A 21,686-nucleotide genomic window follows, 5' to 3' on the forward strand; every position below is an offset into this window, starting at 1 on the left:
CGGTGGACGAAGCGCGCCTACGCCGCCTGCTCGGCGGCACCGACCTGGCCTGGCTGGTGGAGCGGGCACGGCGGCGGCTGGAGCGAGGGCAGTCACTCACCGGGGCGGTCTCGCTGGCCGCGCCGAGTCCGGCCGAGCGGGCGGCGGCCGAGAGACTACTGGGCCGGACACCGGGTGCCGGCCGGGCGCTGACGGTCCGGCTCGATGCCGTGGACGCCGTACTGGTCAGATCAGGTGTCAGTCCGGAAGGCCTGGAGGCGGCGGTGACCGCGCTCACCGGTCGGGTCGTTCCACTCGACGAAGTCCGCCGGAGCGAGGAGCACGCTTGGGAGGAGGTGTACGCCTCTCTCGCCTTGCTGGCCGAAGACCTCCCCCGGTACGCGGCTTGGGCCGCTCGTGTCCGTCACGACGGCCTCGTGCGCCGTCTCGCCCGCACACCCACCGCAGCCCGTCCGCTGCTGGAGCAGACCGTCCGAGTGCTGCGGGAACTGCCCGTCGAGCCGGCACGGTCGCTGTCGGTGTTCGCCGCTGATGTGCTGGGCAGTGCCCACGCACTCGACGACGGCACGCCGGTGGCCACCCTCGCCCTTTCCGGCGCCCGCGCTCTGACCGGCCACCCCGAGGGAGCGGGAGCGGCCTGGCGGCGGGCTGCGTGGGCTTCGGCAGGCCTGCTCCGGGATGACGTGTCCTCGACGGTACTGACGCTCAACCTCCGCGGGAATCCGGCCTTGGACTGGATGGCCGATGCGGGCGAGCCGTGCGTCCTCACCCTCCGGCAGCTCGCCCGCCGTCCACCGTGTACGGCACCGCCCGTGCTGCACATCTGTGAGAACCCTGCGGTGCTTTCGGCCGCGGCGGACGTCCACGGGCCGGATGGCCGACCGCTGGTCTGTGTCCAGGGCCAACCGTCGGCCGCTGCTCTCACGCTGTTGAAGCATCTGCGCGCGACGGGTGCGGCGTTCCGCTACCACGGCGACTTCGACTGGGGCGGTCTGCGCATCGCCGCGACACTGATGCGGCACGTGCCGTGGCGGCCCTGGCGCTACACGGCAGTCGACTACCGGGAAGGGGTGGCCGCGGGTTCGGCCGCTGCCCGACCCCTCTCCGGGAATCCGGCTCCGTCGCCGTGGGACCCGGATCTGGCAGCGGCTCTGGCCGAACACGGGACGCGCATCGAGGAGGAGGCGGTGCTCGATCTGCTGCTGGCGGACCTTGGGCAGGGAGCAGATGCGCCCGGTCGTGACGCCGGTCCGACGCTCAAGGCGGCACCAGCCCGTACGGAGAATCCGTAGACGGTCGGGCGGCGTCGGCCGGAGGTTCGTTGCCCGGCGTGTTCGTCTACGAAGAGTGACGGCCGTGCGGGGGACCGGGCTGTGGCTCGGCGGGGGTGTTCGGGCGGGTCGCTGCTGGTCCGTGACACTGACGGCCCTGTGTCGAGGGCTCGGCTCCGGCGAGCGGGATGCGTGCATAACGTCATACATCTGTCGCTGTGGGTGATCGTCACCCACGGCAGGCGGCCCGCCTGTCCACACGTGCTCACAGGTGAGGGTTCACATGTCACGCAGGCACCGTCCCCAAAGGATCGCGGCGTCGCTCTCCGCGCTCGCGGCCACCGCCCTGCTCGTCGCCGCCGTTCCGGCCGCCGCCCATGACGGGGCAAGCCATCCCGACGAAGCAGCCGAAGCTGCGACTCTGGGGGCCGGGCATGCTCAGGAGCATGCCAAGATCCGCGCGGCGGCCCAGGCTCTGGGCGGGTACTCCCAGCTCGCGCGGATCGAGAGCCTCAACGATCTGACGAGGTCCCAGGAGCTGGCGAACTCGAAGTTCCACCCCAAGGCGTACGGGCAGTTCGCGGAGTACTTCCAGTCGCCCGACTTCGCCGCCCACATCGCCATGCTGCCCACCGGCAAGGTGCTGCTGTTCTCCTTCGAGCGGGTGGAGACCGACCCGACGGAGGAGCCCGCGCCGACCAACACGCTCGGGCCGGAGAACGCCGGCCGTGCCTTCCTGTGGGATCCGGGGAAGGGGACGGGACCGGACGCGTTCACCAAGGTCACCCCGCCCGAGCTGGTGGTGCCGGACGGCACGGACGTGAAACGCCCGGCGCCGTTCTTCTGCGCCGGGCACGCCTTCCTGCCCAACGGCATGCTCGGCGTCTTCGGCGGGAACCTGGGCCACAGCGGAGGTGCCGGAGCGAAGCTGTCCCTCGTCTTCGACCCGTGGACCGAGTCGTGGGCGGTCAACAAGGACATGACGGTGGGCCGTTGGTACCCGTCCGTCGCCACCGCTCCCGACGGGCGCCTGCTCATCATGTCCGGCCACACCGAACAGGGCTGGGGCACCTCCACCTCGGTCGTCGAGCGGTTCCCTGCCATGAGCCACCCGGTGCCGTTCGAGAAGACCCTGACCCCGCGGGACTTTCCCACCGACACCCTTCGCGTGGACGCGCCGTTCGGCGAGGACAGCGACTACCCGCACCTGTTCACGCTGCGCGACGGCAAGGTGTACGGCCTGGGCCGCCACGCCGCGCGCCAGTGGGCCTTCGACCCGGTCGCGGAGACCCGCACGGACCTGCCCGCGCGCCCGGACGGCCTCCACCGCGGCTACGGCTCGGCGGTACCGCTGCCCGCCGGCTTCCGGGGCCCGGACTCCGTACTGATCCTCGGCGGTGACCGCGACGACCCCAACACCTACAAGCTCTCGGGCGGGGGCTGGGAGAAGGAGCACCCGCGCGCCTTCGGCCGGACCCAGGACAACACCCTCCTCCTCCCGGACGCGAGCCTGCTGACGGTCAACGGCGCCTACGGGATCCGGGACTACGGAAACGGCGACTACAACCCCAAGTCCGATCTCAAGTACCGCCAGATCGAGACCCGCAACGCGCTCGGGGAATGGCGGCTCGGGCCCGTGCAGCGACTGCCGCGCGGCTACCACGCCAACTCGGTCGTCCTGCCCGACGGCCGCGTCCTGGTCACCGGTGACGAACTCCAGCAGCTCGCCAACGACCCGAAGATCGACGACGAGATGAACGGCAGCATCGAGATCTTCGAACCCGCCTACCTCCACCAGGGCGCCAGGCCCAGGCTCGACCAGGTGCCCGGCGGCCCCATCGGCTTCGACTCCCGGTTCAAGGTGTCGACCTCGACCCCCGGGCAGGTCAAGAAGGCCGTCCTGCTGGCGCCGACCACCGCCACCCACGCCGTCAACACCAGCCAGCGTCATCTGGAACTGCGGATCGTCCACCGGCAGGGCAACACGCTCGCGCTCCAGGCCCCGCCTTCCGCCAACGACGCCCCGCCCGGCCACTACATGCTCTTCCTGCTGGACGAGAAGGGGGTGCCGAGCACGGCCAAGTTCGTCTCCCTGCGCTGAACCAACCGAACGGCAGCGAAGCCGAAGCGACGGCCCGGCTCTGGATTCCGGCTCCCCGGGAGTCCAGGCCGGGCCGTCGCGCGGCGCGAGGCGCCGACGCCTCGCCGAGAGGCGTGTACCGAGGCGCCGGGCGGGTGGGTACGCGGTCTGCCGGAGTGGTGGCTTTGCGTTTTATGATCGTCACTCCTTGTGTGAGGGGGGCTTGGCATGGGGGCTGGGTTGTCGCAGGAGGCGCGACGGCAGGAGCGGTTGCTGCGCGAGCAGTGGGAGGCCGCCCGGCGGCAGGTGCGGGAGCGGCGAGGGACGGCCGGGGAGGGGGAGCGGCGGGTCCTCGCGCAGTTGCTGGTGCTGACCGCCCGCGGGTGGCGGTTGCTCGTCGGCCGCGGGGACGTGGTGCTGGTCGGGCCCGGCGGGGTGTTCGTCGTCGGGGTGGGGGACGGGGGCGGGGGCGCGGCCGGTCTGCTCGCCGCGACCAGGGTCACCGAGAGTGCCGTCGCGGCGCTCGGGATGTCGCCGGTGGCGGTGCAGCCCGTCATGGTGGCGGCCGGCCAGGGCCTCGACCACGGGCACGGGCGGATACGGGTGCTCGGCGAACAGGAGGCCGGGCGGGTGCTGCTGGCGCAGCCGCGCCGGCTGCGGGCGGAGTCCGTACGGGCGATCGCCGACCATCTGGAGCGGGCGCTGCCGGGCCGCGAGGCGGTCGCGCTGGAGGAGCGGACCCGGCCGCCGGACCAGCGGGATCACGACGGGCTGTTCGATCTGGACGGGCTGCGGGACGCGGCCCTGGAAGGGGCGCGGCGGGCGCCGATCGAGCAGTGGATGACGTTTCTGCACCCGGACCAGGTGGCGCTCGTACGCCGCAACTGGTCCGGACCGGCACGCATCAGCGGTCCGGCGGGCACCGGCAAGACCGTCGTCGCGCTGCACCGCGCGGCCCATCTGGCCAGGCGGACCACGGGCCGCATCCTGTACGTCACCTTCGCCAACAACCTGCCCCGCGTGCAGAGCACCTTCCTGCGGACCATGGCCCCCGCCGTCGCCGACCGGGTGGACTTCCGCAGCCTGCACTCCTGGGCCCAGGAGTTCCTGCAGGAGCGGGGCGTACCGGTGCGGTTGAACGGGGACAAGGCCGAAACCGCCTTCAGCCGCGCCTGGACGCACGTCGGGCGGGAGAGCCTGCTGGCCCGGATCGACCCGGGGCCGGGGTACTGGCACGAGGAGATCGACCACGTCATCAAGGGGCGCGGCCTGACGCGGTTCGAGGACTACGCGGTCGTCCCGAGGCGGCGGCGGAGGGCGGGCCTGCACCGTACGCAGCGGCAGGCCGTGTGGGAGCTGTACGAGGAGTACGAGGCGCGGCGCCATGAGCGCGGCGTGCACGATTTCAACGACGTGCTGTCCATGGCCCTCGCGCAGGCGTCGCAGGAGGGCGGCCCGGTGCCGTACGCCGCCGTCGTCGTGGACGAGGTCCAGGACCTGACGCTGGTCGGGGTGCGGCTCCTGCACGCGCTCGTCGGCGACGCCCCCAACGGTCTGCTGCTCGTCGGCGACGGCCAGCAGACCGTGTACCCGGGCGGCTTCCGCCTCACCGACGCCGGCATCGACATCCGCGGCGACCGCGGGCAGGTGCTGCGCACCAACTACCGCAACAGCAGGCAGATCCTGGACGCGGCCCTCGCCGTCGTGGCCGACGACGTGTTCGAGGACATCGACGGGGTACCCACGCCGGGCCGCCGCGACGTCGATCTCACCTACCACGACGGGGACGTCGTACGCGTCGCCGAGCCCACGGCCGACGCCCACGACCGGGAGCTGGTGGGCGCCCTGCGGGCGCTGCCCGACGGCGCGCTCGCCGACACCGCCCTGCTGTGCCCCTCCAAACGGGCCCTCGGCCACTACCAGCGCCTGCTCGCACGGGCCGAGATCCCGGCGCGCCCGCTGGAGCAGTACGACGGCAACCCCGTCGACGCCGTCAAGCTGGGCACCTATCCCCGGGCGAAGGGGCTGGAGTTCAAGAACGTCTTCCTGCCCCGGTACGACACCGCGCTCACGGACACGGCGCCGGAGACCGACACGGCGCGGGAGCGCGCGGAACTCATGCGCAGCCGGCTCTTCGTGGCCATGACCCGGGCCCGCGACCTGCTGTGGCTGGGCAGCGTCACCGGCCCGCCGGCCCCCCGGAGGTGAGGCCGGGACCGGACCCCCTGCCCGGTCGCCCCATGACGTGAAGGACCTGCGGGTCGTGACACCCTTGGCCCTGTCGACGCAACGGGGGAGACGATGGGGGAGGACGAGGACGGTGCCGGACCTGCGGGCTGCCGAGGAGTTCGTGGCGGACTACCGGCGGATGCTCGCCGACGCCTGTACGACGGGCCGTCGTCTCACGCGCGACGAACTGGAGGACCGCCGCCGGGAGGGCGAGCGGGCGGCCGCGGCCGGTGTCCGGCTGCGTCTGCTGATACGGGCCCATCTCGCCGCGGCGCACGAGACGCAGACGCAGTCGCCCCCGTCCGTCGCCGCGCACATGTTCGCCGTCGTGGAACGGGCGGTGGACGCCTTCGTCGAGGGCTACGAGCGGGCCCAGAGCAACGCCGTACGCCAGGAGGAGGCCGCACGGCGGGAGTTCATCGACGACCTGCTGTACGGGCGCAGCGATCTCGGCAAGCTGGCCGAGCGCGCCGCACGCTTCGGGCTGCGGCTTTCCCAGGCGCACGCGGTCGCCGTGGCCGAGGGGCGGGAGCCCTACGGCGACGGGTATCCGGTCGCCCGGGGCATCGAGGAGGCGGTGCTCGCACGCTTCGGAAACCGGCACATCCTGGTGGCCACCAAGGAGGGCCGGCTGGTCTGCGTGGCGTCCGGCGACCAGCCGGAGGTGCTGACCTACTTCGCGAAGCGGGCGTACGCGGCGACCGACGGCGGCCGGGTCGGCATAGGCCGGCCCCATCCCGGACCGGGCGGGGTGGTCCACAGCTACGAGGAGGCGCTGGGCGCCCTCGAACTCGCCGGGCGGATGGCGCTGGACGGCCCCGTGCTGCACGCGGTGGACCTGCTGGTCTACCCGGTCCTGGGCCGCGACCGGCAGGCCATGGAGGACCTGGTGGAGAGCACGCTGGGCCCGCTGCGCCAGGCCCGCGGCGGGCCGGGACCGCTGCTCGACACCCTCCACGCCTACTTCGACACCGGCTGCGTGGCCACCGAGGCCGCCCGGCTGCTGTCGCTCAGCGTGCGCGCGCTGACGTACCGGCTCCAGCGCATCCACACCCTCACCCGGCACGACCCGGCCGACCCGCGGCACCGCTACACCCTGCAGACCGCGGCGATCGGGGCCCGTCTGATCGGCTGGCCCGCGGGCTCCTCCGGCTGAGCCCGGCCTGACCGGCACGACGCCCGCTACGTGTCGCCCCCGCGCGAGTTCGTGGCGTACGCGGCCAGGACGCCGGCCAGGCAGGCCCAGACCAGGCCCTGGCCGCCGCCGAGCAGCCAGCCCAGGGAGCCGAGCGCGACCGTGACGACCGCACCGGCCGCCAGGGCCCGCCGGTCCTTGAGGAACGCCCACCGGGCCCGGCCCCGGCCCGGTTCCCTCAGCTCTTCGACCGCCGCCCGGATCACCAGGGCGGCGAGGACGACGGTGGCGAGGAGCAGTGTCGGTTCCACCCGGTCCTCCTGTCGGTCTCCGGCCGGGCCGCGCCCGCCGGCACAAGCCCTACCAGCAGTACAGGCCGTGGAAGCGGCCTGCGTCAAAGAAGCGTAAAGATTGCCGACGGCAGGCAATGTGCCCCGGTGCGGCCCCCGGGCATTCTGTCGGTGTCCGGCGGGAACGGCGGTCATACGGGGGAGGTGTCCGATGGGCTGGTTTCTGGGGCTCGGCATCGGGGGGATCGTGGCGCTGGCCGCCGCGCTGGTGTTCGACGGGGTGCTGGAGGGCGTGTTCCACGGCGCGCTGGGCGGACTGTTCGACGTGTGGCTGTCGTTTCCGGTGGTCGCGGGCTTCGTCTCGATGCTCGGTTTCACGGGGGCGATCGTGCTCGGGTCCACGGGGCTCGGGCCCGGAGCGGCGGCCGCCGCGGGGGCCGTGGCCGGAGCGGCGGCGGGCTGGGCGACGTACCGCCTGGGCCGGGCCCTGCTCCGCGACGGCAGCGGGCGCGCCCCGCAGCGCGCGGACCTGGTCGGCGTCGCCGGACGCGTGGTCACCGCCATCCCGCACGGCGGCTACGGGGAGGTGCTGCTGTCGCCGGCGGGTCAGCCGGTCAAGTACGCCGCCACCGCCGATGCCCCGCTGGAGCGCGGGGCCGAGATCTGGGTGACGGCGACCCCGTCGGACACCTCGGTCGCCGTCCGCGCCGTCTAGGTTCTGTCGTCGACGCAGGCCCGGTCAGCCCGCGGTGTCCGGTGCCGTGGGGTCTGCCCGGGCCCGGAGGGCCGAGGGGAAGCGTCGCACGGCGGAGGGGCGCGACAAGTACTGGACGTACGCGGGCGGCCCGGCAACGCGGCGCGGTGCCCGGCCCGCGGTGCCGGGTACCGCGGGCCGGGCGGGACTTCGACGACAGGGCCCAGGGGGTCTCCGGCCGCTCCGTCCGCTCCGTCCGCTTCATGTCCATCAACGATCTGCCCCTTCGGGGAGGCAGGGGGAATCCTCATGAGTCCAGTCGCGGTCGCAGCCATCGGGGTCGTCGTACTCCTGGTGCTGCTGGGCCTCGTCGTCGTCACCCGGTACAAGGTGGCCGGCCCCAGCGAGGCGTTCATCATCACGGGCCGCCGCGGGAAACAGGCCACCGATCCGGCCACCGGGCAGGTCTTCACCGACAACAGCGGCCAGAAGGTCGTGGTCGGCGGCGGCGTGTTCGTCGTCCCGTTCGTCCAGCAGCGGTACAGCCTGGACCTGTCCAGCCGGCACATCCCCGTCGCGGTGCGGGGCGCGGTCACCCTGCGCGGTATCAAGGCCAACCTCGAAGGGGTGGCCATCGTCAAGGTCGGCGGCACCGAGGACGCCATCAGGGCCGCCGCCCAGCGGTTCCTGCAGCAGCAGGACGGGATCGTCGGCTTCACCCAGGAGGTGCTCTCCGGTGCGCTGCGGGCGATCGTCGGCCGGATGTCGGTGGAGGACGTCATCCGCGACCGGGCCGCCTTCGCCGGGCAGGTCGCGGAGGAGGCGGAGGCCAGCCTCTCCGGGCAGGGCCTGGTCCTGGACGCCTTCCAGATCCAGGACATCACCACCGAAGGCTCCTACCTGGAGGACCTGGGCCGGCCGGAGGCCGCCCGGGCCCGGCAGGAGGCCGACATCGCGGAGGCCAACGCCCGGCGGGCCGCGGAGCAGGCACGGCTCAAGGCGGAGGAGGAGATCGCGCTCGCGCAGCGCACGCTCTACCTGCGCCAGGCGGAGATCAAGGCCGAGACCGACGCGGCGGCCGCCCGGGCGAGCGCGGCCGGTCCGCTGGCCGACGCCGACCGGCAGCAGCAGATCCTCACCGAGCAGGAGAAGGTGGCCGAACGGCAGGCCGCACTGACCGACCGTCAGCTGGACACGCAGGTACGCAAGCCCGCCGACGCCAAGCGGTACGAGGCCGAACAGCAGGCGGAGGCCCAGCGCATCGCCCGGGTCAAGCAGGCGGAGGGCGAGCGGCAGGCCGGGATCGCGGCCGCCGAGGCGGAGGCCGAACGAGCCCGCCTGACCGGTGAGGGCGAGAAGCAGCGCCGCCAGGCCCTCGCGGAGGCGGAAGCCATCGAGGGCGCCAAGCGGGGCGAGGCGGAGCGGGCGCGCCGCGCCGCCATCGCCGAGGCCGTCCGGCTGGAGGGCGACGCCGAGGCCGCCGCCATCGCCGCCAAGGGCGCGGCGGAGGCCGAGGCCATGCAGAAGCGGGCCGACGCCTTCGAGCGCTACGGGGACGCGGCCGTGCTGCAGATGATGGTGGAGGCCCTGCCGCAGGTCGTCGCGAAGGCGGCCGAACCGCTGGGCGCCATCGACCGGATGACGGTCATCTCCACCGACGGCGCTTCCAAACTCTCGCGCACGGTGACGGACAACGTGGCACAGGGAGTGGAACTGCTGGGCTCCGCCACCGGCATCGACCTCGCCGAGTGGCTCCGCGCTCTGGCCGCGGACCGGGCCGGGAAGGCGGCCGGGCAGCCGGGCGGGCAGGCGGGCGACAGGGCCGGCGAAGCGAGTGCGGTACCGGCCCCGCTCCCGGTGAACGGTGCGATTCCCATCACGGACTGACCGCCGTACGGCGATCTGCGATCACGCCCAGGGCCCGGTGCGGGAAGGCTCCGCACCGGGCGCGGTGCCGCCGAGCAGGGACAGGGCGCGGGCGCCTGGGCCGCCGGGTGCGGCCTGGTAGACGATGAGCTGCTGGCCCGGGGCGGCACGGACGTCGAAAGACTGGTAGGTCAGGGTCAGGGGCCCGGCCACGGGGTGGTGGAGGTGCTTGGCGTCCTGGGTCTTGGCCAGGACGTCGTGCGTGGTCCACAGGCGGGCGAAGTCCGGGCTGCGGGTGGTGAGCGTACGGACTAGGTCGCGCAGGCGGGGGTCGTCGGGGGCGATGCCGCAGGCCTCGCGGAGGTGGCCGGCCGTGGCCCGGGACGTGGAGGCCCAGTCCGTGTAGAAGCGGCGGCCCGCCGGGTCGAGGAAGACCATGCGGGCCAGGTTGTCCGCCGGCGAGAACGGCGCGTGCAGGGCCCGGGCGCAGGCGTTGGCCGCCAGGATGTCCAGCGCCGTGCTGACGACGAATGCCGGACGGTCCGGGAAGCCGTCGAGGAGACCCCGCAGGGCAGGGCCGACCAGCTCGGTGGCCGGGCGGTCGGCCGGGCGGTCGACGGGCGCCGAGCCGGCCAGGCGGTGCAGGTGGGCCTGGGCGTCGGGACGCAGGCGCAGGGCGCGCGCGAGCGCTTCGAGGACCTGCGCCGAGGGGTGGCGCTCGCGGCCCTGTTCCAGGCGGGCGTAGTAGTCGACGTTCATGTCGGCCAGGACGGCGACCTCCTCGCGGCGCAGCCCCGCGACCCGGCGCACGCCGTGGCTCGCGATGCCGACGTCCTGTGGCCGCAGGGCCGCCCTGCGCGCCCGCAGGAACTCGCCCAGGGCCCGGTCGGAGGCGGTCACGGCCGTGGTCATGGTCATGGCCACAGGCTAGGCCGAGGGGCCGGGCCCTGCCTGGGTGTGCCGCGTCCTGGTTGACCGTACGCGCCTCGCGAAGACTCGGCCGGGCAGGAGGGACCTGCGCGCAGGGTCGAGGAACGAGGCAGGCGGACGGACATGAGCGACGAATCCAAGGTCGTGGCGATCACCGGAGCGAGCAGCGGGATCGGGGAGGCCACCGCGAGGCGGCTCGCCGCCGACGGGCACCGCGTCTTCCTCGGCGCACGGCGCACCGGGCGGTTGGAGGCCCTGAGCACGGAGATCGGTGCCGCGGGCGGGACGGCGGCGTTCCGGCGGCTCGACGTCACGGACGCCGGGGACGTACGGGGCTTCGTGGCCGCGGCGGACGAGCGGTACGGGCGGGTGGACGTGCTGGTCAACAACGCTGGGGTGATGCCCCTTTCGCCGCTGGCCGCGCTGGAGGTCGAGGAGTGGGACCGGATGATCGACGTGAACGTCCGGGGCGTGCTGTACGGGATCGCCGCCGCCCTGCCCGTGATGCGGGCCCGGGGCGCCGGGCACATCGTGAACATCGCCTCCGTCGGCGCCTACGAGGTCTCGCCCACGGCCGCGGTGTACTGCGCCACCAAGTTCGCCGTACGGGCGATCTCCGAGGGGCTGCGGCAGGAGTCCGACGGCCGGATCCGGGTCACCCTCGTCTCCCCGGGGGTGACCGAGTCCGAACTCGCCGACCACATCGGCGATCCCGTGGCGCGGGAGGCGATGAGGGCCTACCGGGCCGTGGCGCTGCCGGCCGCGGCGGTGGCGGACGCCATCGCCTACGCCGTGTCCCGGCCGCCGGAGGTCGACGTCAACGAGATCGTCGTCCGTCCGGCCGCGAGCGCGCAGTGAGCGCCCCGGACGGCCGCGACGGCCTGGCCCGCCGGCTGCGGCTGCTGGAGGACAAGGAGGCGCTGCGCGGCCTGCTGGTCCGGGGGTGGCGGGCGCTGGACCGCAAGGACTGGCGGACCTGGATCGAGTGCTGGGCCGAGGACGCGGTGCTGGAGTTCGGGCCGTGGGGGGAGATACACGGCAGGGAGGCGATCCTGACGAAGGTGGAGGAGGTCGAGGCGCCCTTCCCGAGCATGCAGCACCACCTTCTGAACACGCACTTCGAGGTGGACGGGGACCGGGCGACCGGCATCGGCTACATGTGGTTCGTCGCCGTCACGGGCGAGGGGGCAGACCGCACCCCGTACGCGATGGGAGGCCCGTACGACTGGGAGTTCCGCAGGGCGGCGGACGGCGGCTGGCGCCTGGCCCGCCAGCGGCTCGGCGTCCGGTGGACCACGGGGGAGGACACCGGTCCGGAGGCCTTCCGCCGAGAGATGTTGATCTTGTGGCTCGGATGATCCCCGACAATGGTCTTCCCAGCACAGGAGAGCAAGGATCAGCCGATGGAGTCGTACGCGTACCCGCCCGCAGAGGACCCCCAGTTCGGGACGGTCACCGTCGAACTCGACCACGAGGCGGGGACCCTCGTCGTGGACGGGGACGGGGTGCCGCGGGTCGAGGTGCGGCGCACCGACGGGGCGGAGGTGGACAGCCAGGTGCCGATCGGGACCAGGGACCCCGGACACCTGGTGATGCACGTCGGGGGCGTGGAGACGCAGTTGCGGCCCGCCAAGGGGTTCCTGACCCGTACGTCCTACCGGGTCGACGTCGGAAGCCTGCGGTTCGTGCCCGTCTCGCTCGACGGCAGCCGGCTGTCCCGCGACGGCGTGGAACTCGGGATGTTCGTGTCGACCGGGGACGGGCGGGTGAGCGCCGAGTGGGAGGGCGGGCGGCCGGAGGCGTACGACGCGGCCGTCGGATACGCGCTCGCCGCGGCCTTCGGGACCGGAGCCGAGCCGATGTGGAAGCTCACTCTGGACGCCGTGCTGGACGCCATGCCCTGAAAGAAGTCGTGCCTGAAAGCGGAAATTGGCCACCTGTTCACCTGCTCCTGTCGAGTGTGGCGACGGCCTGGATATCGTGGCGCGAGGTATCCGTGAACCATCTCCGCATCGAGGGAAACCATGAGCAGATCTGGGCGAACGGCAAGGCCGCGGCATTATCTGATGTGCCGTCCGCATTACTTCGACGTACGGTATTCGATCAATCCGTGGATGGACCCCACGCAGCCCACGGTGACGGAAACCGGCCTTTCCCAGTGGAAGCGGCTGCATGACGTGTTCGTCGAGCTCGGGCACCGGATCGACCTCATCGAGCCGGTGCCCGACCTGCCGGACATGGTCTTCGCGGCCAACGGGGCGACCGTGCTGGACGGGCGGGTGCTCGTCGCCCGCTTCCGGCACGACTACCGGGCGGGGGAGTCCCCGGCCTACCTGGACTGGTTCGCGGAGCGGGGCTGGGGCGAGGTCCGGCAGGCGGAGTACGTCAACGAGGGCGAGGGTGACTTCCTGCTCGCCGGCGACACGCTCCTGGCGGGCAGCGGGTTCCGCAGCGACCCGCGCGCGCAGCGGGAGGCGGAGGAGTTCTTCGGGCGGTCGGTCCTCGGGCTGACGCTGGTCGACCCGCGGTTCTACCACCTCGACACCGCGCTGGCGGTCCTCGACCGCGACGAGATCATGTACTACCCGGCGGCGTTCTCCCCGGAGAGCCGTGAGGTGCTCGCGGACCGGTTCCCGGGCGCGGTCCTGGCCGAGGAGGCCGACGCGGTGGCGTTCGGGCTGAACGCCGTCTCCGACGGCCTGCACGTGGTCCTGCCCGAGCAGGCGCGGGGGCTGGCCGGCCGGCTCGCGGAACGCGGGTTCGAGCCGATCGGTGTCGATCTGTCCGAGCTGCTCAAGGCCGGCGGCAGCGCCAAGTGCTGCACGCTGGAACTGCGTCCGGCGCCGGCCGTCCGACCCTCCCGCCGTGTCGGCGGCCCGGGCCCGCTTTCCGATTCGGCGTCCGCCCGGTAATCGGCCTCGGGTAAGGCGTGAAACGGCTGTGGTGCGGTCCCGGTCGACGGGGGCCGCACCACAGCCTTATCGCGGGCCGCGCACAACGGATGTGAATTCTTATGCGTTCACTCGGATGTTTTTGAATTCCCGCCGCCCATTTCGCCCCGTACGGGTCAGCGGTTCACCGGCAGGCCGGTCGGCTCCTTGATGCGCTTCATGATGATCTGTGAGTTGACCTCGGTGATACCGGTGAGGGCGGTCAGCTTCTCGATCCACAGCCGCTCGTACGCACGCAGGTCCGCGACGGCGATCCGCAGCAGGCAGCCCGGGCTCCCGAAGAGCCGGTACGCCTCGATCACGTCCGGGATGTCCTGGAGGGCGGCCTCGAAGGCCTCGACCGCGTCCCGGTCACGGCGCACCTCGACCGAGACCAGCACCTCGAAGCCGCGCTCGACGGCCTCCGGGTCGATCACGGCGCGGTAGCCCTGGATCACGCCGTCCTGCTCCAGCTGGCGCACCCGGCGCATACAGGGCGACGGCGTCAGCCCCACCCGCTGGGCCAGCTCCTGGTTGCTCAGCCGCCCGTCGGCCTGGAGCTCGCGCAAGATATCGCGGTCAATGGCGTCCATGGCGCAATTATCACCCACGCTTCCCCCGTCGCCCGGGCGGAAGGCGCAAGCATATTGCGCACAGATCGCTCTATCATTGCTGCTTTGAGTGCATATGTACGAGTGAAGGGCGGCCACGCAGCATGGGACGGATCGTCGTCATCAGCACCGGCGGCACGATAGCCAGCCGCTGGCAGGGCTCCGGCTTCGCCGCGGACGCCGACGGGAACGAGGTCATCGCCACGGCGCCGCTGCCGGAGGACATGACCGTCGAGGTCGTCGACCTGTTCAGCGTGAACAGCCCCCGGCTCACCACGGCCCACCAGCTCACCCTCCTGCGCACCGTGCACGAGGTGCTCGCCGACCCCGGCGTCGACGGCATCGTCGTCACCCACGGCACCGACACCCTGGAGGAGTCGGCGTTCCTTGTCGACCTCCACCACCACGACCCCCGCCCCGTGGTCTTCACCGGCTCGCAGCGGCCCATGGGCACCGCCGACGGCGACGGACCGGGCAACCTCTACGACGCACTGCTCACCGCCGCCACCACCCGCGGCCTCGGCGTCCTGATCGCCTTCGCCGGACGCGTCCACGCCGCCCGCGGCACCGTGAAGACGCAGGCCGTGGACCTGGACGCGTTCGCGGACCCGTCCAGGGAACTGCTCGGCAAGGTCGGCTTCGGCAAGGTCACCCTCCTGCGCAGCCCCCGGCGCCCCGCCGCGCTTCCGCTTCCCGCGATGCCCGAACTCCCGCCCCGCGTCGACGTGGTGATGCACCACGCCGACGCCGACCCGGTGCTCCTGAACGCCGCCGTCGAGGCCGGCGCCCGCGGCATCGTCCTCATCGGGACCGGCGCGGGCAACGCCACCCCCGAGATCGTGGAAGCGGTCCGCGCGGCCGTCGCCCGCGGGGTGCTGGTCGCCCTGACCACCCGCGTCATGGCCGGACCGGTCACCGAGATCTACACCCACGGCGGCGCGGTGGACCTCGTCGCGGCCGGCGCCGTCCCCACGGGCACCCTCCGCGCCGGCCAGGCTCGTATCGCGGTCCTCTCCGCCCTCCTCGCCACCGACGACACGGCGGAGCAGGCCCGCATCCTCCGCGAGTCCCTGACCCCGGCCGGCCCGGTACTCGTCGAGGCCTGAGGCCTGGAGGCCTGCCGGCCGAGGCTTTGAGGCCTGGCGGCCTGAGGCTTCGAGGCCTGGCGGCCTGAGGCCGGGTGGCCGATCATGCCCGGCCCGCCGAGCCTCGGCACACACGGCCGTGCCCCTGGTCCCGGAACGCTCCGGGACCAGGGGCACGGCCCCATGGACTTCCTGCCGCCCACCGTCGGCGCGCGGCCCGCGCTCAGGCGCCTCCGAACGCCGACAGGATGCGGTCCGCCGCCGAGGTCGGGGTGACCGAGCCGGCCCGTACCGCCGCCTCCAGGTCCGGCGCGAGTTCCCGTACGGCCGGGTCCGCGCGCAGCCGCTCCAGCAGCTCGTCGCGCACCATCGACCAGGTCCACTCCACCTGCTGCGCCGCCCGCTTCGCCGCCAGCCGCCCGCCCGCCTCCAGCAGGGTCCGGTGCTGCTCCAGCCGGTTCCACACCTCGTCCAGGCCCGTCGACTCCCGGGCGCTGCACGTCAGGACCGGCGGCGTCCAGGCCGCGTCCACCGGGTGCATCAGCCGCAGCGCGCCCGACAGTTCGCGGGCGGCGGCCTTCGCGTCGCGCTCGTGCGGGCCGTCCGCCTTGTTCACCGCCAGCACGTCCGCCAGCTCCAGGACACCCTTCTTGATGCCCTGCAGCTGGTCGCCCGTACGGGCCAGGGACAGCAGCAGGAAGGAGTCGACCATGCCGGCGACCGTGGTCTCCGACTGGCCCACGCCGACCGTCTCGACGAGGACCACGTCGTAGCCCGCCGCCTCCATCACGATCATCGACTCGCGCGTGGCCTTCGCGACCCCGCCCAGCGTGCCCGCCGACGGCGACGGCCGCACGAACGCCGCCGGGTCCACCGACAGCCGCTCCATCCGGGTCTTGTCACCCAGGATGGAGCCGCCCGTACGCGTCGACGACGGGTCCACCGCGAGCACCGCGACCCGGTGGCCGAGCCCCGTCAGCATCGTGCCGAAGGCGTCGATGAAGGTGGACTTGCCCACCCCCGGCACCCCGCTGATGCCGATCCGGCGGGCCCGCCCCGCGTGCGGCAGCAGCTCCGTCAACAGGCTCTGCGCGAGCGCCCGGTGAGCGGGCAGGGTGGACTCGACGAGGGTGATCGCCCGCGCGATGAACGCGCGCTTCCCGTCGAGCACCCCCTTCGCGTACGCCTCGATGTCGATCCTCGGCACCGGCGCCCGCCTACAGCTCGTGGCCCAGGTCCGCGGCCAGCCGCGTCACCAGGTCGTGGGCCGCGTCCGGGATGACCGTTCCGGGCGGGAACACCGCGGTCGCGCCCATCTCCAGCAGCGTCGGGACATCGGCGGGCGGGATCACCCCGCCCACGACGATCATGATGTCCTCGCGGCCCTCCTCCGCCAGCTGCTCGCGCAGGGCCGGTACGAGGGTCAGGTGACCGGCCGCCAGTGACGACACACCCACCACGTGGACGTCCGCCTCGACGGCCTGGCGGGCCACCTCCGCCGGGGTCTGGAACAGCGGGCCGACGTCCACGTCGAAGCCCAGGTCGGCGAAGGCGGTCGCGATCACCTTCTGGCCGCGGTCGTGCCCGTCCTGGCCCATCTTGGCCACCAGGATGCGCGGACGGCGTCCCTCCGCCTCCTCGAACCGGTCCACCAGCGCACGGGTGCGCTCCACCGACGGGGACTCGCCTGCTTCGTTGCGGTACACGCCCGCGATCGTACGGATCTGGCTCGCGTGCCGCCCGTACACCTTCTCCAGTGCGTCCGAGATCTCACCCACGGTCGCCTTGGCCCGCGCCGCGTCCACGGCCAGCGCGAGGAGGTTGCCGTCGCCGCGCTCGGCGGCGTTCGTCAGCGCCCGCAGCGTGTCCTGCGTGACCGCCTCGTCGCGCTCCTCCCGCAGCCGCCGCAGCTTGGCGATCTGCTGGGCGCGCACCGATGAGTTGTCGACCTTGAGGACGTCGATCGCCTCGTCGTTCTCCACGCGGTACTTGTTGACGCCGATCACCGGCTGCCGGCCCGAGTCGATCCGGGCCTGCGTACGCGCCGCGGCCTCCTCCACCCGCAGCTTCGGGATGCCCGCGTCGATGGCCTGCGCCATGCCGCCGGCCGCCTCCACCTCCTCGATGTGCTGCCAGGCCCGCCGCGCCAGGTCGTACGTCAGCTTCTCCACGTACGCGCTGCCGCCCCACGGGTCGATCGACCGGCAGGTCCCCGACTCCTGCTGGAGCAGCAGCTGGGTGTTGCGGGCGATGCGCGCCGAGAAGTCCGTCGGCAGCGCGAGCGCCTCGTCGAGGGCGTTGGTGTGCAGCGACTGGGTGTGGCCCTGGGTCGCCGCCATCGCCTCGATGCACGTGCGCGTCACGTTGTTGAAGACGTCCTGCGCCGTCAGCGACCACCCGGACGTCTGCGAATGCGTGCGCAGCGACAGCGACTTGGCGTTCTTCGGGTCGAACTGCTTCACCAGCTTCGCCCAGAGCAGGCGGGCCGCGCGCAGCTTCGCGACCTCCATGAAGAAGTTCATGCCGATCGCCCAGAAGAAGGACAGGCGCGGCGCGAACGCGTCCACGTCCAGGCCCACCGCCTGCCCGGCCCGCAGGTACTCCACGCCGTCCGCGAGGGTGTACGCCAGCTCCAGGTCGGCCGTGGCACCGGCCTCCTGGATGTGGTAGCCGGAGATGGAGATCGAGTTGTACCGCGGCATCTTCTGCGAGGTGAACGCGAAGATGTCGGAGATGATCCGCATCGAGGGCTTCGGCGGGTAGATGTAGGTGTTGCGGACCATGAACTCCTTGAGGATGTCGTTCTGGATGGTCCCGGCGAGCTTGTCGGGGGAGACGCCCTGCTCCTCCGCCGCCACGATGTACAGCGCGAGGACGGGCAGCACCGCGCCGTTCATCGTCATCGACACCGACATCCTGTCCAGCGGGATCCCGTCGAACAGCTGCCGCATGTCGTAGATCGAGTCGATGGCCACGCCCGCCATGCCGACGTCACCGGTCACGCGCGGGTGGTCGCTGTCGTAGCCGCGGTGCGTGGGCAGGTCGAAGGCGACCGACAGGCCCTTCTGACCGGACGCCAGGTTGCGGCGGTAGAAGGCGTTCGACTCCTCGGCCGTGGAGAAGCCGGCGTACTGCCGGATCGTCCAGGGCTGGTTGACGTACATCGTCGGGTACGGGCCGCGCAGGTACGGGGCCACGCCCGGGTACGTGTGCAGGAAGTCCAGACCCTCCACGTCCCGCCCGGTGTAGAGCGGCTTGACGCCGATGCCCTCGGGCGTCTCCCACAGCAGGTCGGCGGCAGCGGTGCCGGTGGACTCCTTCACCGAGGAGCGCCACTGCTCCTCCGAGACCCCGGCGGAGGCGGTGGGACCGAGCGCCAGCTCGGAGAAATCGGGGATGCTCATGCGGGCACTCCCATCCGGTCGAGTACGGAGGACAGCACGGCGACGGCGTCACAGCCGGCGAAGACGTACTCGTCCACGGAAGCCTCTGCGGTGCCCGGCCGGCCGGCGAGGAAGACGGTCGTGGCGCCCGCCGCACGCAGGGCGTCAGCCACCGCCGCGGCCTGCTCCTCGTACAGCGCGTCGCTGGAGCAGAGCACGGCCATGCCGTCGGCGCCGCTCGCGGCGTAGGCGGCGCCCACCGTCTCCGCGTCCACCGACACCGGGTCGTGCACGGACTCGACGCCGCCCGCCTGGAACAGGTTCGAGGCGAAGGTGGCGCGCGCGGTGTGCGCGGCCGCCGGGCCCAGCGCGGCGAGGAAGATCCTCGGCCGGGCGCCGGTCGCCGCCAGATGCGCGTCGCTGCGGGCCCGCAGGGCCTCGTACGCCTCGTCGCGCCGTACGCGCGGCAGGCCGCCCGTGGGAGCCGCGGGCGCGGGCTCGCGGACGACCGGCTTCTCCGACAGCAGCGGGAACTCGCTGACGCCGGTGATCGGTTCGCGTCGCCTGGCCAGCTTCCTCGAACGCTCCGCCCAGGTGGCGGCGAGCCGTTCGGCGACCAGCCCGGAACGCAGGGCGGCGGCCATGCCGCCGGCCTTCTCCACCGTCCGGAAGAACTCCCAGGCGGCGTGGGCGAGTTCGTCGGTGAGGCGCTCGACGTAGTACGAACCGCCGGCCGGGTCGATCACCCGGGCCAGGTGCGACTCCTCCAGCAGGATCGTGGAGGTGTTGCGGGCGATGCGGCGCGCGAAGGCGTCCGGCAGGCCCAGTTCACTGTCGAAGGGGAGCACGGTGACCGAGTCGGCCCCGCCGACGCCCGCGGCCATGCAGGCCACGGTGGTGCGCAGCATGTTCACCCACGGGTCGCGGCGGGTCATCATCACCGGCGAGGTCACGGCGTGCTGGCGCTGGGCACCCGCCTCCGGGGCCCCCGAGGCCTCGGCGATCCGGGCCCACAGCCGGCGAGCGGCACGGAACTTGGCGATGGTGAGGAACTGGTCCGCGGTCGCGGCGTAGCGGAACTCCAGCTGACCGAGCGCGGCATCGACGCTCAGCCCACCTGCGGAGAGGGCGCGCAGGTAGGCCACGCCGGTGGCCAGCGAGAGCCCCAGCTCCTCGGCGGCGCTGCCGCCGGCCTCGTGGTACGGCAGGGCGTCCACGGCCAGGGCGCGCACGCCCGGCAGGCCGGCGGCGGCCTCCCGGGCCAGCTCGACTGCGGCGGCCGGGTCCAGTACCTCGCCGGTCCGGGCCTCGTGGCCCAGCGGGTCGGCACCCAGAAAGGCCCGCACGGCCTCCGGAGCCACCGAACGCTCGGCGAACAGATCCAGCAGCGCGCGGGCTGCCCCCGCGTAGTCGGCTCCGGCGTCCAGGGCGATCGGGGCGAGGTCCAGGTAGACCCCGTCCAGGGCCCGGGCGAGACCGTCGGCCGGGATGCCGCCGCGGCCCACGGTGAGCCAGAGGGAGGTGACCCCGTTCTCCAGGTCCGCGAGCGCCGCCTCGTTCAGGCGCTGCGGATCGGTGCCAGCGAGGCGCTGGCGCACGTCCCAGCCGTTCGCGGTGGTGCCTTCCGGCCTGCCTCCGCGGACGAAGGGGGCGAAGCCGGGAAAACCGGTGTCGGGCACCGTCCCGTCGGACGGCGCGGTGTACAGCGGGCGGGTGGTGAGCCCGTCCTCGAGTCGGGTGGACAGCGCATCTTCTGCGGCCTCGCCGGATGCTTCCTTGCCCGACTTGCGCAGTACGCCTTCTACAAGGCGCTGCCACTGCTCATGCGTCGCGTCAGGGAACTCGGCGGCCAGGGAGAGCCCGTCGTCAGGCAGGACCGTCATGGCTCGAATGTAGGGGAGCGCGCTCAGGTGGCACCATACCGGCGGGTGTGATCTCCCCCTCTCGGAGCGTGCCGACGGGGTCCTGGAACACCCGGCTGAGCAGCACGGTTGCGGCGGCCCCCGGCAGCCCGGCCGCGCCCGCGCGCGGGACCGCGATCCGTGCGGGGCCGTCGCGGACGCGCACGAGCTCCAGCGCGGCACCCCGGATCCCCTCCGCGCGCCCCTCGCGCAGGACGCCCGCCGACCCGGTCACCACCAAGCCCGCCGGATTGCAGACATCCGACAGAACGGACGCCGCCCGGCGCCGCTCGCACAGCTGCCGACCGGCGCGCGGGTCACGGGCGGCGGGACGCATGCGCCCGGCCCGCTGCCGCGCAGGTGCCCGGCCCGCTGCCGCGCCGGAGCCGCCCCGGCCCGGCCCCGGTGCCCGGCCCCCGCGCCGAGCCTGTGCCGGAGGCCGTCGCCGGCAGGCATCCAGGCCCCGCCGCCGAGCCCGGGCAGCTCGCGCGGCAGCCCGGTCGCCCGCCGCGACACGGCCGCCGGGCCGAGCCTGTTCCGCCCGGCGATGTGACCGCGCGTGTGTGGCTCGGGGGTGGGACCCGCGAGGGCCAGTACCGGGCCGGGTTCGTCCGGTAGGCGGCCCCTGCGCCGGGCGGCAGGTGTCGATCCCGGCGAACGCGTGGCGGCCGCATTGCGGCACCGTGAAATCCGGCCACGGTTTTCGGCCGCCGGGGCGGGGTGCCGAGTGGGGCGTCGTACGGGGGAAAGGCCAGGTCGGGCCAGGTGTACGAGGTGGACGCGGGGGCCGGCGAGGCAGGCGCGGGGTGGCTGGGGACGTGGGTTGACCCGGGTCCGGGGCACTGACACGCTCCGGGACATGACCGCGAACGAACACCTCGCCCCGCGGCTCCGCACCCCCGGCCCTCGCACCGCGCCGGGCCAGTGTCCGGGCCGCTGTCCGGCCCCCTGTCGCCCCTGACATCTCCGCAGCCGCGGCGGCCGCGATCCACCCGGACGGACCGCCGGGCTTCCGCAGCCCCGCGTTCCACATCCTGACCAGGCTTCCGCCCGGCGGGCCGGCCGTCCCGACGGTTCGCTCACCGCGGGCCCGGGCGAATCGGAGAGTCGGCGGCCGGCCGGTGCGGTCAGCGGGTTCGCCTGGGTGGACGGCCGGTCCGGGATCACCAGCTCCCCGGGTCGAATGACCGGCGGGCGTCGGCCGGTCGAACTGCCGATCTCGGCGGACCGACGGCCGGCAGGCCGGTGGTCCGGCCGTTCACGGCCGACAGGTCGGCCGGG

General features: G+C 73.3%; 17 protein-coding genes. 11 read left to right on the forward strand and 6 right to left on the reverse strand.

Annotated features, from left to right (window positions below; all coding sequences use genetic code 11):
• Nucleotides 1–2 precede the first annotated feature (2 nt).
• The 4 genes from NRK68_RS26160 (at nt 3) to NRK68_RS26175 (ending at nt 6,736) form a co-directional block, all read left to right on the forward strand.
• Nucleotides 3–1,292 carry a TIGR02679 family protein gene (locus NRK68_RS26160; protein ID WP_257856922.1) on the forward strand — a complete coding sequence of 430 codons (1,290 nt, stop codon included), beginning with the start codon at nt 3–5 and terminating at the stop codon, nt 1,290–1,292.
• A gap of 262 nt (nt 1,293–1,554) precedes the next feature.
• A complete protein-coding gene (locus NRK68_RS26165; protein WP_183068317.1) occupies nt 1,555–3,372 on the forward strand; it encodes a galactose oxidase early set domain-containing protein in 1,818 nt (605 codons plus the stop codon).
• Between the two features lie 207 nt (nt 3,373–3,579).
• On the forward strand, nt 3,580–5,559 hold the full coding sequence (locus NRK68_RS26170; RefSeq protein WP_257856923.1) for a UvrD-helicase domain-containing protein: 1,980 nt from the start codon (nt 3,580–3,582) through the stop codon (nt 5,557–5,559).
• 160 nt (nt 5,560–5,719) lie between these two features.
• Nucleotides 5,720–6,736 carry a PucR family transcriptional regulator gene (locus NRK68_RS26175; protein ID WP_257857931.1) on the forward strand — a complete coding sequence of 339 codons (1,017 nt, stop codon included), beginning with the start codon at nt 5,720–5,722 and terminating at the stop codon, nt 6,734–6,736.
• A gap of 26 nt (nt 6,737–6,762) precedes the next feature.
• Here NRK68_RS26175 and NRK68_RS26180 read toward each other — a convergent pair whose 3' ends face one another.
• A complete protein-coding gene (locus NRK68_RS26180; protein WP_183068319.1) occupies nt 6,763–7,026 on the reverse strand; it encodes a hypothetical protein in 264 nt (87 codons plus the stop codon).
• Between the two features lie 190 nt (nt 7,027–7,216).
• Here NRK68_RS26180 and NRK68_RS26185 point away from each other — a divergent pair, with 190 nt between their 5' ends.
• Together NRK68_RS26185 and NRK68_RS26190 are read left to right on the forward strand one after the other, a co-directional pair.
• Entirely contained in the window at nt 7,217–7,720 is a 504-nt protein-coding gene (locus NRK68_RS26185; protein WP_183068320.1) for an NfeD C-terminal domain-containing protein, read from the forward strand.
• 288 nt (nt 7,721–8,008) lie between these two features.
• Nucleotides 8,009–9,586 carry an SPFH domain-containing protein gene (locus NRK68_RS26190; RefSeq protein WP_257856924.1) on the forward strand — a complete coding sequence of 526 codons (1,578 nt, stop codon included), beginning with the start codon at nt 8,009–8,011 and terminating at the stop codon, nt 9,584–9,586.
• Nucleotides 9,587–9,607: 21 nt separating this feature from the next.
• On the opposite strand, the gene NRK68_RS26195 is transcribed toward NRK68_RS26190, so the two are convergent.
• Nucleotides 9,608–10,483 (reverse strand): helix-turn-helix transcriptional regulator, encoded by an 876-nt coding sequence (locus NRK68_RS26195; protein WP_257856925.1) that lies wholly within the window; start codon nt 10,481–10,483, stop codon nt 9,608–9,610.
• 135 nt (nt 10,484–10,618) lie between these two features.
• Between NRK68_RS26195 and NRK68_RS26205 the strand changes: the two genes are divergently transcribed.
• From NRK68_RS26205 to ddaH, 4 genes are all read left to right on the forward strand, one after another.
• Nucleotides 10,619–11,353 (forward strand): SDR family oxidoreductase, encoded by a 735-nt coding sequence (locus tag NRK68_RS26205; RefSeq protein ID WP_257856926.1) that lies wholly within the window; start codon nt 10,619–10,621, stop codon nt 11,351–11,353.
• Entirely contained in the window at nt 11,350–11,853 is a 504-nt protein-coding gene (locus tag NRK68_RS26210; protein ID WP_257856927.1) for a nuclear transport factor 2 family protein, read from the forward strand. The genes NRK68_RS26205 and NRK68_RS26210 overlap by 4 nt, the downstream gene beginning before the upstream one ends.
• Nucleotides 11,854–11,898: 45 nt before the next feature.
• Nucleotides 11,899–12,399 carry a hypothetical protein gene (locus tag NRK68_RS26215; RefSeq protein ID WP_183068322.1) on the forward strand — a complete coding sequence of 167 codons (501 nt, stop codon included), beginning with the start codon at nt 11,899–11,901 and terminating at the stop codon, nt 12,397–12,399.
• Between the two features lie 120 nt (nt 12,400–12,519).
• Complete coding sequence (gene ddaH, locus NRK68_RS26220) at nt 12,520–13,407, forward strand: dimethylargininase (RefSeq protein WP_183068323.1); 888 nt, start codon at nt 12,520–12,522, stop codon at nt 13,405–13,407.
• A gap of 155 nt (nt 13,408–13,562) precedes the next feature.
• Here the strand turns inward: ddaH and NRK68_RS26225 are convergent, their stop codons facing one another.
• Nucleotides 13,563–14,018 (reverse strand): Lrp/AsnC family transcriptional regulator, encoded by a 456-nt coding sequence (locus NRK68_RS26225; RefSeq protein ID WP_183068324.1) that lies wholly within the window; start codon nt 14,016–14,018, stop codon nt 13,563–13,565.
• A gap of 122 nt (nt 14,019–14,140) precedes the next feature.
• Here NRK68_RS26225 and NRK68_RS26230 point away from each other — a divergent pair, with 122 nt between their 5' ends.
• Nucleotides 14,141–15,142, forward strand: coding sequence for an asparaginase (locus NRK68_RS26230; RefSeq protein WP_183068325.1), 1,002 nt, complete (start codon nt 14,141–14,143; stop codon nt 15,140–15,142).
• A gap of 202 nt (nt 15,143–15,344) precedes the next feature.
• Here NRK68_RS26230 and meaB read toward each other — a convergent pair whose 3' ends face one another.
• From meaB to mutA, 3 genes are read right to left on the reverse strand one after another with little or no spacing between them, the layout of a single operon-like run.
• Complete coding sequence (meaB, locus tag NRK68_RS26235) at nt 15,345–16,328, reverse strand: methylmalonyl Co-A mutase-associated GTPase MeaB (protein ID WP_183068326.1); 984 nt, start codon at nt 16,326–16,328, stop codon at nt 15,345–15,347.
• 10 nt (nt 16,329–16,338) lie between these two features.
• The gene (gene scpA / locus NRK68_RS26240; RefSeq protein ID WP_183068327.1) at nt 16,339–18,525 is read right to left on the reverse strand and encodes a methylmalonyl-CoA mutase; all 2,187 of its coding nucleotides are present in this window, start codon (nt 18,523–18,525) and stop codon (nt 16,339–16,341) included.
• Nucleotides 18,522–20,387, reverse strand: a complete 1,866-nt coding sequence (gene mutA, locus NRK68_RS26245; protein ID WP_257856928.1) for a methylmalonyl-CoA mutase small subunit — start codon at nt 20,385–20,387, stop codon at nt 18,522–18,524. Before mutA ends, scpA begins: the two co-directional genes overlap by 4 nt.
• Nucleotides 20,388–21,686: the final 1,299 nt, after the last annotated feature.

Source organism: Streptomyces yangpuensis, assembly GCF_024666385.1.
In the GTDB taxonomy this organism is placed as follows: Bacteria; Actinomycetota; Actinomycetes; order Streptomycetales; family Streptomycetaceae; genus Streptomyces; species Streptomyces yangpuensis.